Origin of the sequence: Rubritalea sp. (genome assembly GCF_039830215.1) — a bacterium.
GTDB lineage: Bacteria > Verrucomicrobiota > Verrucomicrobiia > Verrucomicrobiales > Akkermansiaceae > Rubritalea.
Genome location: NZ_JBDOPO010000286.1, coordinates 1 through 11757 on the forward strand (window position 1 = coordinate 1; position 11757 = coordinate 11757).

13 protein-coding genes are annotated in these 11757 nt (G+C 49.4%); 1 reads left to right on the plus strand and 12 read right to left on the minus strand.

Going from position 1 to position 11757, the window contains the following annotated elements; genetic code table 11:
- From ABGY95_RS09465 to ABGY95_RS09520, 12 genes are all read right to left on the minus strand, one after another.
- Window positions 1-164: class I tRNA ligase family protein (locus ABGY95_RS09465; RefSeq protein ID WP_347441444.1), on the minus strand; the 164-nt coding region annotated here is incomplete at its 3' end.
- Window positions 165-197: 33 nt separating this feature from the next.
- Window positions 198-539: a tetratricopeptide repeat protein gene (locus ABGY95_RS09470; protein WP_347441434.1), complete on the minus strand. Its 342-nt coding sequence runs from the start codon at window positions 537-539 to the stop codon at window positions 198-200.
- 77 nt (window positions 540-616) lie between these two features.
- The gene (locus tag ABGY95_RS09475) at window positions 617-2293 is read right to left on the minus strand and encodes a SurA N-terminal domain-containing protein (protein ID WP_347441435.1); all 1677 of its coding nucleotides are present in this window, start codon (window positions 2291-2293) and stop codon (window positions 617-619) included.
- Between the two features lie 349 nt (window positions 2294-2642).
- Window positions 2643-3887, minus strand: coding sequence for a 16S rRNA (cytosine(967)-C(5))-methyltransferase RsmB (gene rsmB, locus ABGY95_RS09480; protein ID WP_347441436.1), 1245 nt, complete (start codon window positions 3885-3887; stop codon window positions 2643-2645).
- Window positions 3888-3905: 18 nt separating this feature from the next.
- Window positions 3906-4544, minus strand: a complete 639-nt coding sequence (locus ABGY95_RS09485) for a hypothetical protein (RefSeq protein WP_347441437.1) — start codon at window positions 4542-4544, stop codon at window positions 3906-3908.
- Window positions 4545-4555: 11 nt separating this feature from the next.
- The gene (gene thiS / locus ABGY95_RS09490; protein WP_347441438.1) at window positions 4556-4756 is read right to left on the minus strand and encodes a sulfur carrier protein ThiS; all 201 of its coding nucleotides are present in this window, start codon (window positions 4754-4756) and stop codon (window positions 4556-4558) included.
- A 54-nt stretch (window positions 4757-4810) separates the two neighbouring features.
- Window positions 4811-5944: a 2-iminoacetate synthase ThiH gene (thiH, locus tag ABGY95_RS09495; protein WP_347441439.1), complete on the minus strand. Its 1134-nt coding sequence runs from the start codon at window positions 5942-5944 to the stop codon at window positions 4811-4813.
- A 459-nt stretch (window positions 5945-6403) separates the two neighbouring features.
- Window positions 6404-7189, minus strand: coding sequence for an indole-3-glycerol phosphate synthase TrpC (gene trpC, locus ABGY95_RS09500; RefSeq protein ID WP_347441440.1), 786 nt, complete (start codon window positions 7187-7189; stop codon window positions 6404-6406).
- Window positions 7190-7470: 281 nt separating this feature from the next.
- On the minus strand, window positions 7471-7575 hold the full coding sequence (locus ABGY95_RS09505) for an AURKAIP1/COX24 domain-containing protein (RefSeq protein ID WP_105044110.1): 105 nt from the start codon (window positions 7573-7575) through the stop codon (window positions 7471-7473).
- Between the two features lie 27 nt (window positions 7576-7602).
- A complete protein-coding gene (gene hisG, locus ABGY95_RS09510; RefSeq protein ID WP_347441445.1) occupies window positions 7603-8478 on the minus strand; it encodes an ATP phosphoribosyltransferase in 876 nt (291 codons plus the stop codon).
- 197 nt (window positions 8479-8675) lie between these two features.
- Entirely contained in the window at window positions 8676-9827 is a 1152-nt protein-coding gene (locus ABGY95_RS09515) for a Gfo/Idh/MocA family oxidoreductase (protein WP_347441441.1), read from the minus strand.
- Window positions 9828-9854: 27 nt separating this feature from the next.
- On the minus strand, window positions 9855-10889 hold the full coding sequence (locus tag ABGY95_RS09520; RefSeq protein ID WP_347441442.1) for a sugar phosphate isomerase/epimerase: 1035 nt from the start codon (window positions 10887-10889) through the stop codon (window positions 9855-9857).
- A 440-nt stretch (window positions 10890-11329) separates the two neighbouring features.
- On the opposite strand from ABGY95_RS09520, the gene ABGY95_RS09525 reads away from it, so the two are divergent.
- The coding region (locus ABGY95_RS09525; protein ID WP_347441443.1) for a Gfo/Idh/MocA family oxidoreductase at window positions 11330-11757 on the plus strand (428 nt) is incomplete at its 3' end.

An 11757-nucleotide genomic window follows, 5' to 3' on the forward strand; every position in this document is an offset into this window, starting at 1 on the left:
TGCTGGACTTTTTGTCCGTGTTGATCGACACCTGTAAGGAAGTAGGACTCTTCACCTTTTTGCTTGCGGTAACGATTGAGGACGTCGGCTAGCACTTTTTCGTAGGCGTGTCCGATGTGTGGAGTGCCGTTGGTGTAGTCGATAGCGGTTGTGATGTAGTACATGTCTAAATGTGTGATGTTGAAGTTGGAAGTCTGTTAGTCGCGAGTTTTGTCGACTTTACCGCCAATGCCTAGGATCGTGGCGTTTTGTTTTGCGTGTTCAGCTTCTGCGATTTGTTTGTCTTGGACGTACATCTGCGAGAGTGCGGTCCACGCTAGGAGGTCGTTTGGCTGAAGCATGGTTGCTTGGATGCCACAACCGATTGCTTCCTTGATCTCACCAGTTTTCATGAGTGCCATGCCGAGGGCTTGCCAGCCATCAAAGAATGTTGGATCGAGCGTCACACACTTTCGATAGCCTAGGATGGCTGATTCTAAATCACCAATAGCGAGATCGCCTGTGGCGTCGTCGAATGTTTCTTGGAGCGTGTCGTTCATTGTCTTTGGTATTCAGCAAGTCAGCCCGCTGGTGTGGCGGGCTGAGTTAGTTAGAATGATAATGTGAGCGTGTTTGCCTACTGAGCGTTAGGGAGCTTGAGTTGACCATTCGCATTAGCCTGTTCTTTTAGCCCGTTGATCCAAGCGTTGAACACCCAGTATTTGAGGTCGTTGGCTGCTTGCTCTAAAAGCTGAGTTTCCTTTAGGGCTTCGTCACCTTGAACAGTCAATGTGCGAGTTGTGACGTAGATGATCGAGGCAGAATCGTCAGAAGTGGATAACTTGTTAGCCACTGTCTTAGGTGCTGTGGTCTGTGCAATTCTGAAGAAGTCTGCGGCGTTAGCTACATCTGCTGGAGGTGTAGTTGCGTTGAAAGGTGTAAGTTCAGTCACTGTAAATTTCGCTTCTTTAGCTGCGTCGACAAATGATTTTGAGTCAGAGACTGCTGCTGTGAGGGTTGTTTTAGCATCTTTAGCTGCTGTGATCATAGCCTCGACTCCACGTTTCGCTATTAGGTCGGCCTTGGCATCGTCTGCCGCTTCAGCGTAGGTCTTAACTTGGGGCTGAACGTCTTCATCAAGGCGTATAGCTATGTTGCCGTCACGTCCAACTGTGAAGTTGTCAAAGTTGTGATAGATGTCATCCGGATTGAACTGCTTCGCAAAAATAAGGGACACCAACTGAGTGCCTTGCGGGTAGTTCTTTAGGCTGAGTCTTTTAAGTTCTTCAGGTGCGTTGTCGATAGTGAATGCCTCGGTCTTGACGATTGTGAAGTCTTCACCGGCCTCTTCTTTTGCTGCTGCTGCTGCTTGATCAAAGTCTTTACCTTCAGAATCTTGGACTTGGTCTACAAAGTCAGAGAATATTTTAGTGAGAATCTTAGTGTGGCTCTTACGTTGTTCTGTCCATTTGACGTGCTTCTCTTGGTATTCCAGGTTTTTCTTAGATGCTTCAGTTGGGTCAGCGTCAGCTGCCGGCGTTGGGCGCTTAGGTTCGCTAGAATCCTCGAGGTTAGTCAGGACGTAGGTGAGCTTTAGTTTGCGCTCAGTTTTGTATTTGTTCTTGTGGGTCTCCCAGTAGCTTTTTATTTCGTCTTCAGAGGGAGTGATAGTTTTCTCGAAATCTGTAAGTTTGAAGGAAACAACGTTCATGCCAATGTCTTGCCGGCTGAGTTTGTCTTCTGAAATCGTGATGGCCTTAGAGGGAGTGAGTCCGCCTCCGATGAGATCACGAGTTTTGGTGAAAACGATGTATTCTGCAACGAGTTGCTGGAAGTCTTTTTCTTTGAGTCCGCGATTACCAAGGCTAGCGATGTAGCTACTATAGAGTTCTGGATCGTGGGAGCCGTCACGTCCTTTGAACATAGTATCTAGGATGTATTTTTGCGCCGCTTCAGGAGCTGAGTAAAGACCGAGTTTCTCGGCAGCTTGTTTGAGGAGGATGCGGTTAGTGACAAAGTTGAGCTGACTTTGTGTTTCTGATGTAGCATTGCCGGTAAGTGTACCAACGAATTCTCTGAATTTGAAGTAGTCGTTGTAGTTCTGAAGTTGGGCGAGCCGCTCAATGGCCAAGATTGTGTTCTTGCCAGCCTTGCTAAAATCATTTTGATCAAGAGCAATATCGTTGACTTGCATGAATTGATTGCCAGCACCACCGCCGGAGCCGCCAGGTTTCATGGTGAGGACTAGTCCAGCTGCGAGGAGGACGAGGACGACGACCATAAGGCCGGTGTATTTACGCATGTTTTCGATCATGATCTGTGGCGTTTTCAGTTAGATAGTTGTGTGCCGTATCGGGCACAGCAAGCCCGGCTGCGCTTGTAAGGGCAGATACCGCAAGCATCAACTGCGAAATGAGGTTTTTATTGTGGCTAAGGTAGGGTACACGAATTTTGTTTCAATTAGCCACCCAGTCTGGAGGGGGTATGCTTATTGTAGATGCTGGAAGGGGGGGATTCCGGAGAATTAGTACTATACGTTATTTGAGGTCGGGTTTTATCCATGGAGGCGATGGATAAAGAATCGCATGTTTTATGTCTAAAGTAGCCTAGGAGTAGTCAAATCTTTACCTTGTCCAGTCCACTCATCTAGCTAGTGGAAAGGTCTAAAGAGTTTTCACTAATCGGGCCGCGTATGCTCCGTCGGTTTTGTGAATGGCTGGGTGGATGACCTCATCTTTTTCCAGTTTGATCTCCGGGTGTTCAGCTACTAATGTTGCGATGAGTTCGGAGTTTTCTTCCTTGTCGATCGAGCAAGTTGAGTAAACTAAACGGCCACCAGGTTTTAGGCAGGCAATAGCATTGCTGAGAATGAGTCTCTGTAGTCCGCAGACGTCCGTGATGCTCTCGGGGGTCATGCGCCAGCGAGCGTCAACTCGCTTGCGCAGTACGCCAGTGTTAGAGCATGGAACATCAAGTAAGATGGCATCGAAATGGTTGATCCATTTTGCTGGTGCTGGCTTGGTCCAATCGAATTCTTCTGTCTCAGCTATATCAATACCGAGGCGAGTGAGGTTGCGGAGTAGGCGAGGTAGTCGTTTTTCGTTTGAGTCAGTGCAGAGTAGTGAACCACGATTTCCCATCAAGGCTGCGATCTGGGTGGCCTTGCCGCCAGGTGCGGCGCAGGCGTCGAGAACGATTTCGTCCGATTTTGGGTCTAATAATGTGACCGAGTGAGTTGTCGCCGGATCTTGAATGTAGATGAGTCCGTCATCTATCCAGTCTTTCGGCGGGAGCCCGCTAGATACGAAGAATCCGTCGTGGCCTTCGAGTTCTTTAATTCTGGTCGTGGGGGTTACTATATCTGCTGACTCAGGCTTGAGTGGGTTGAGTCGGAAGGTGGTGAGTGATGGTTCTTGGTTCCACTGTAGTAACTTGATGGTGTTATCCTCGCCGTATTGTGTGGTCCATCGATCGACGAGCCAGTCTGGGTGGGAGTAGCGAATAGCTGGTGCTAGAGAATCGACTGATGCAAGCATCTCCTCGCGCTCACGGATAGTGCGGCGGAGTAGGGCATTGATGAGTCCGCGGATACCTTTACGGGCCGAGTTGACTGTCTCGTTTACTGCTGCGTGGTCAGGGAGACCCATGATAAGGAGTTGGAAGAGCCCAACTCTGAGATGGCAGCGAACTTGAAGGTCGATCTCACCATCGCGTAAGTGGTAGATCCAGTGATCCAGCAGTCTGCGGTTGCGTACGACCCCGATGGTGAGGGCGTTGAGTAAATTGCGGTCCTCTCTGGATATTCCGTAGGCGCGTGCGGAGTTGTCGACAAGCGTCTCGGCATAGATGTGGCCGCTTTCCCATTCCTCTATGGCTTCTGCGGCCATCCTGCGAATATTGGTGATCATGAATGTGAGTGTGTAAAATTAATGGGATTCGAGTTGGTTTATCTCGTTTTGAAGATTTATTTTAGCTTGGTCTTGCCAGTGGCTGCGAGCGTGCTCGGTGTGATAGATATTTTCCCGTAGCAAGAAGTTGCGTAGCACGTCGCAGCGTTTTTCACGGTACATTTCTGGTTCAACCCAGTCGTATTCTTGCTGGATTGCGTCTGCGTAGCGTTGGTATTCTTCTGCGGCTGAGCCTAGAATTGAGAGATCAATGTCACAGATGATTTCTTCTGATCGCATGCCGCTAGTTTCCTTGTGTTGGGTGGCCATAATGAGCGCCACGGCCTCAGTTTCTAGTGGGTGGCCGCGGAGGAAATGTGTGAGTAATGCCGCGCTATAGTCCTCATTGTCGGCGCGAGTATTTTCGTAAATGATATCGTGGAACCAGATGGCTAGCTCAATGCTGTCGCAGGCTTTATCGGCTGGTTTGTTGGGCCAAGAATCAAACTTTTCTAGGCAGTCGTGAATGTGCTCAATGTTGTGGTACTTGCGTTCTGGTGAGGTGTGCAAGGTGGCAATGGCTTCCCACGGTTTGCTGGGTTCAGTGATTTCAATGCGCTCAGCAAAGCTGGTCCAGCGTCTTTCGAGTGCTGCGAGTATGGAGTCGGTAAGGTTCAATGCGAGAGGTGTTAGCCGCCGGCTGCGATGGTGATGATTTCGAGGGAGTCGTTATCCTTTAGCACAGTGGAGTCGTAATCACGAGGAAAGGTTGCCACCTTGTTGTGTTCTACTACGAGTGGCTTATCTGCAAGTCCTAGCTCTATGAGTAATCCAGTGACGGTCTTGTCTTCAGGGAGTGGGTGGTTGTTTCCATTAAGTATAACGTTCATTCTTAATTTTTAATTCTTAATTTTTAGTTCCTGAGCGCTAAACGGCATAGCCTTTTAAGCGTTCAGGATAGCCTCGTCCCAGTCTTTCCAGACTGCTTCGTATCCTTTGCTTTGGATTAGCTCGGCAATCTGACCTGGGCTACGCTTGTCGTCGATGGTGAATTGTTCCGTGGCCTTTTGGCAGGGCTTTGGTTCTTCTATTTCCACGCGACGGCCTTTGACTGTAAGGTGGAGATCATCGTTGCCGGCACCGGTGTAGCCGCCAGGTTCGGTTTGTGAACCAGCCGACATGTGAGTGACTCCGAGTCCTAGCATGGAGTCGCGGAGATTTGCTGGTTCGCGTGTGGAGAGTACGATGTTGACGTGGGGGAAGCAGATACGGAATGCTGCGGTGAGTTGGACAAATGCTCGATCGTCTAAAAATAGGTCTGGATCAGGAGCGTATTGGTAGTTTCCAGCGTACGGGCGCATGCGTGGGAATGCGACGCTGAATGATGCCTTCCAGCAGTGCTTATAAAGGTATTCGAGGTGGGCTGCGAGAGCGACAGCTTCTTGGCGCCACGGGGCTAAACCGAAAAGAGCTCCAATGCCAATTCTGCGGAAGCCGCCAGCATAGGCGCGCTCCGGGCACTCGAGCCGCCAATCGAAATTTTTCTTTGGCCCAGCGGTATGGAGTTTGCTGTAGACTTCACGCACATAAGATTCTTGGTAGACGATGAGGCCTTCGCCGCCGTGCTGGACTATTTCTGCGTACTGGTGGTCTTCCATCGGACCTACTTCGATGGCGACAGTGGGGATGAATGATTTAATGGCGTCGATGCAGTTCTGCAGGTAGCCATCTGAAACGAACTTCGGGTGTTCACCGGCGACGAGTAAGATGTTGCGGAAGCCTAGCCCATGTAAGTGGCGCGCTTCGGTGACGACTTGCTCGATGGTGAGTGTGGTACGCAGAATTGGGTTGTCCCTAGAAAATCCACAATAGGTGCAATTGTTCACGCATTCGTTCGAGACGTAAAGCGGCGCGAAAAGCCGCATCGTCTTACCGAAGTTTCGACGAGTCAGTTTCTGTGACTCAGCTGCCATTGCTTCAAGTTGCTCATTGGAAGTGGGGGCAATAAGGCGCTCGAACTTCTGGAGGAGTGCGGACTTTTGCTCTGGGAGCTTGTTGAATGTATCGACGAAGGACAAAATTGTGTGTTCGTTATGAGTTGGTTTTTAAAGCTGTCTTGTGCTAGTTTAAAATGGCTATGCCAAATATAATGAAGCTAATGACGTGCTGCTTTATGGTGAAGGTTGCAATATAGGAAAGGTCGTTGAATAGAGCTTCACAGTCCATTCTTGCTATTGATGCTGTTGCGTTGACAGTTAGTACGCCTAGTTCTTTGATATAAAAGCTAAAAAATAGGTGGCCAATGGCTATGTTGACTAGGGTAGAGCACTTTGCTCGAGTGATTTTTTATGAAGTGGAGTTGTACTTGTAGCAGAAAATGCTGAGCGATAATAGTGGGGTGAGGGTGGAGATCTAGTAATAAGGGTGTAGTCCAAGAATTTCAGGGCCGAAATCACAAATGGTGTCGAGGGCGCTTGTCTTGCTTACAGCATCTTCCATTTAGTTATTACGAGCGAGCTCGACTAATGCTTAGATCTTTACGCTTCGATTACGTCGTCACCTGAGGCTAGAAGGCCGAGGTAGGCTTCGATTCCTTCCGCTGGGTTGTTGGCGCGCATGAGGGATTCGCCGACGAGGATGGCGTTGGCTCCAGCATTGAGGACACGTTGGCCGTCGGCTGGGGTTTTGATGCCGGACTCGGAAACGAGGATCACGTTTTCAGGGACTTCATCGACAAGTTGCTCGGTGGTTCCGAGGTCGGTGGTGAATGTCTTGAGGTTGCGATTATTGATTCCGATGAGGTCGGCTCCAAGATCGAGCGCGCGCTCCATTTCTGAGAGGTTGTGGACTTCCACTAGGACATCGAGTTGGAAAGTGCGGGAGATATCGTAGAGTTTTTTCAGTTCTTCATCTGTGAGGCCAGCAACAATCAACAAGATCGCGTCAGCTCCCGCAACGACTGCTTCGTAGATTTGAACTTCGTGAACCATGAAGTCCTTACGTAGGCAGGGGATTGGTGATTCCTTTGAGATACGGGAGAGAAAGGAAAGGTGGCCTTTGAAGTATTTCTCATCGGTGAGGATCGACATGCAGTTTGCTCCACCGTCGATGTACATGCGTGCTTGGCGTACTGGATCGAAATTTGGGTCGATGATGCCAGCGGAGGGTGATGCCTTTTTGACTTCAGCAATGATGCTGAGTTGATCGGGTCCTCTGTCGAGCGCAGAGCGGAATCCGCGGAATTCGTTGCGCTCTAGAGCTGCAGCTTTGAGTTTTTGCATGCGCGGGATCACGGCCTCGATTTCGACCCGCTTGTGATTCATGATTTCAGTCAGTTTGTCCACGTGCGTAATGTAGGGGAGAGTTCGGAGATTTGAAATGGAATTTTCAACTAATTCAAGTTGTTACGGAGTGTGATGAGATATCTCGCCCCTGAAAAATGCGAAATACTCGATAGGGTAGCGCGACGCGACAGTTTCCTCACGTGCTGCAAGTATTTAGTGGATTTATTTGTGGGGGGGAGGTGTGGGGTAATAAAAAAAGCTCGTGAAGGTAAACTCACGAGCTTTTATTGGGAAGAGATTCTTCCAGAGTATAGGTCTAATTATGACTTATAGCGAAGGCGCTTCTTGTGACGATTTGCCTTAGAGCGCTTAGAGCGCTTATGCTTGTTGATTTTAGCCTTACGGCGTTTTTTTAGACAGCCCATGATGGTATGTGTTTATGGTTAGTTGAATTAACGAATGAGTTTGTTGAGAGGGTATTCAATGATGCCCTCTGCACCCAGTTCCTTAAGAGTTGGAATGATCTTGCGAGACACAGTCTCCTCAATCACGGTTTCCACGGCTACCCATCCAGCTTCAGAAAGTTGAGAAACGGTGGGACGGCGAAGTGACGGTAGTGTATCGAGCACCTGATGCAAGGATTTTTCTGGAAGGTTCATTTTGAGGCCAACTTTGTCGCGGGCGTCGAGAGCTCCTTTGAGCATGAGAACGAGACGTTCCATTTTAACGCGCTTCCAATCATCTGCGAATGCAGGCTTGCTGGAATAGAAGTGGGGAAATGAGGTGAGTAGTGTGTCTACGATGCGTAGATTATTTGCCCGGATTGAGCTGCCAGTTTCAGTTACGTCGACGATAGCGTCGACGAGATCAGGTACCTTGACTTCAGTAGCTCCCCATGAGAACTCGATATTAGCTGTGACGCCTTTTTCTTCGAGGTATCGCTCAGTGATGCCTACTCCCTCAGTTGCAATACGCTTGCCTTCGAGGTCATGGATAGTTTTGACTGGAGAGTTTTCAGGGACGCAAAGCACCCACTTGGTCGGGCGAGTTGTAGCACGTGAGTATGGGAGCTCAGCCAAGTCTACAAGGTCAGCACGGTTTTCATAGGCCCAGTCAAGACCTGTTATGCCACAGTCGAGGAAGCCGGAGTCGATGTAGCCTGCTATCTCCTGAGCGCGGATCATGTAGATATCCATGTCAGAGTCGTCAGAAGTAGGGCGCAAACCTCTGTCAGAGAGGTAGATGTTGTAACCTGCTTTCTCGAGCAGATTTAGTGTCGGACCTTGTAAGGATCCTTTAGGAAGTGCGATTTTAAGTTTGTTAGCCATGGCTTCAGAAGCGCTGTTGAGGCGTTGTATGGACGCCTCAGCTGTAAGAATCAAGGTATTTTTCTCCAAAGCGCTCACAAATTGAGTTGCGAGTTAAACTGTTTAAGTTCTCGGGCGAGTGGTGGAGCAATAAAAATGGTGGCAATCGCCTGAGGTCGGCCATTGAAAGGGAGGGATGTCTTGGTTTTCTGGGTGTTCTAAATATCAAACCTAGTCCAAGCTGCGTTGTTGGCACTGGATGTCACGACGGCTTCGATAAATGCCATGCCGCGGATGCCGTCATCAATTTTTGGGTAGTCTGTGGCGAACTCGCTAGGCGTGTCACCGGATTCTACTGCTCGGATGTGGCTGGCGAAGTTGAGGTAGAGGTTAGCAAAAGCTTCAAGGTAGCCTTCTGGGTGTGACGCAGGTGTGCGGGTGGCAGCTTTTGCTGCATCACAGTTGTATTCGTTGCCCGTGCGATAGACTTGCATCGGCGCTGTCTTGGACTTGATGAGGAGGGTGTTGGGGGTATTTTGGTGCCACTCGAGTCCGCCTTCTGATCCCCATACTTTGATGGCTAGGTTATTTTCTTCGCCAGCGGCGATTTGTGAGGCTGTGAGGACTCCTTTGGCTCCACCTTCGAAACGAAGAAGTACGTTGCCGTCGTCATCAAGTCTGCGGCCGGGAACAAATGTTGTGAGGTCGGCAGCGAGTTCGTCGATGTGGAGCCCTGTGATTTCCTCAGCGAGGTTTTCAGCGTGAGTTCCGATGTCGCCCATGCAGCCGGCTGCGCCTGATTTCTTGGGGTCAGTGCGCCATGCGGCTTGTTTCCTGTCACTTTCAATAGGGTCTGATAGCCAGCCCTGTGGGTATTCAACGACGACTTTGCGGATCTCGCCTAGGTTGCCATTAGCAACCATGTGGCGTGCCTGTTTGACCATTGGGTAGCCAGTGTAGGTGTGGGTGAGGCCGAAGAGTTTACCCGATTTTTCTATGATGGTCTTGAGTTCCTTTGATTCCGCGAGATCGAGAGTTACGGGCTTGTCACAAAAGACGTGGAAACCAGCTTCGAGAGCAGCCTTGGCCGCGGGGAAGTGGACGTGGTTCGGTGTGACGATTGCCACGAACTGCATGCGTTCGTTAGCGGGAAGGGAAGCTTCCTTCTCCATCATTTCCGCAAAAGTGCCATAGCAGCGATCAGCTGGAAGGAAGAGGTCAGACCCAGAGTCTTTGGAGCGCTGGGGGTCTGAGGAGAATGCTCCACAGACAAGCTCGATTTGCTGGTCGATCGCCGCGGCGATGCGGTGCACAGCTCCAATGAAGGCTCCTTGGCCTCCACCGATCATGCCCATTCTGACTTTAGCCATAGCTGAATCTTAGATTTGAGGTTTTGGTTACTGAGCGTCGTTGTCGAACGCTCCGTCGAATGCCAGATTCGTGTTGCGTGGGAAGTCTAGCTTACGGACGTATTCGCAGGACTCAGTTGCTCCGTGGAGGCGATCCATACGGCCATCTTCCCATTCTACGGAGAGTGGGCCATCGTATTGGATGTCGTTGAGGGCTACGATTATTTCTTCAAACTTCACATCGCCGCGACCAACGGAACGGAAGTCCCAGTGGCGGCGTGGGTCGAGGAATTCTGTGTGTCCACCGAATACTCCCACAGTTCCGTCACCGTGACCAAACCACACGTCTTTCATATGGCAGTGGTTGATGCGGTCGGAGAAATTGTAGATGAATTTTACGTAGTCGACACCCTGGTAAGCAAGGTGAGATGGATCAAAGTTGAACCCGAAACGTGGGTGTTGATCAAGAGCTTCGAGTGCTCGTTCAGCTGTGGCTATGTCGAATGCTATTTCAGTTGGGTGAACTTCGAGGGCGAAAAATACGTCAACCTTGTCAAATTCATCCATGATTACTTTGAAGCGTGTGCCGAAATCATCGAACCCCTTTTGTAGGTATTCCTGTGATGTTGGTGGGAATGCGTAGAGAGCATGCCAGATTGAAGAGCCAGTGAAGCCATTGACCACTACCTTTTCTGGTGCGCCACCTGGCTTGAGGTCGAAAAACTTACGTGCGGCCTTGGCTGAGTCGATCATTTCCTGGGCTGCGCGTTGGCGCACGCCTTCTGGCTCGCCGTCACCCCACACGTGTGGAGGTAGGATTGATTTGTGGCGTTCATCGATGAGGTCACAGATAGCTTGGCCTACAAGGTGGGCAGATATGGCAAAGCAGGTGAGGCCACACTTTTCGAGTTGAGCCCATTTAGCTTCGCAATAGCCGTCTTCGTTGAGGGCTTTTTGGACGTCAAAGTGGTCGCCCCAGCAGGCTAATTCCACGCCATCGTAGCCCATTTCTTTTACTTTAGGGAAGAGTTCTTCAGATGAAAGGTCGGCCCATTGGCCAGTGAATAATGTAACTTTGCGCATAGAGTTTTTGGTGAAAGGTTGTTGGAATGTTAAGTGTGCCGGATGTGAGCATATAAATTGGCTGATGTCTACGTTGACTGCTGTTCATATTTCAGTTTTTTACAAATTTGTAAATTAGATTAAAGATAAGTCAGGTGTTAGGTGAATCAGTCTCAAATTTGCTATTGTTTGGCTTTCAAATTGGTAGGCTTGCTTGCGGATGGATGAATTATTTGATCAGACTTTGTGGAGCGCTTATTTTTGTGTGTCGATTATTAATATTCAGTTGATTGCTGACCTGTAGTATCGGGGTGACAACGGAAAAACTTGCCAAAATACGGTGAAGTAACCTAGGTTGTTGGCAACCTTAAGGAGGTCATTATCACGGCACGGCAATCGGTGTTTGTTGTTGTTATTTATGACTAACATATTACGGAATTTAATAATAAGACACACATAGAATGGCTACAAAAATCGGAATTATCGGTGCGGGCGGAATGCTGCAATATCACGCTGCTGGATTTAAGCAGGCAGGTGGAGAAATCCTAGCTGTGGCAGACATGGCTCCAGGGGCGGCCGAGAAGGCGGCAAAGGAGTGGGGTATAGCAGAGGCGTATACTTCCGTAGAAGAAATGCTCGAAAAATCAGACATCGACGCAGTCTCTATCATTGTTCCTAATAAGTTTCACGCGCCTTTAGCTATCCAGTGCATGAATGCTGGGAAACATGTTTTTTGTGAGAAACCACCAGCTCTATCAGCGGCAGAGCTGCAAGAGATGATCGAAGTCTCCGAGGCCACAGGTAAAAAAATGATGTTTAACTTCAACAATCGTGCGCGTCCTGAGTCACGTGAAATGAAAAAACTCTTCGAGAATGGCACGCTAGGAAC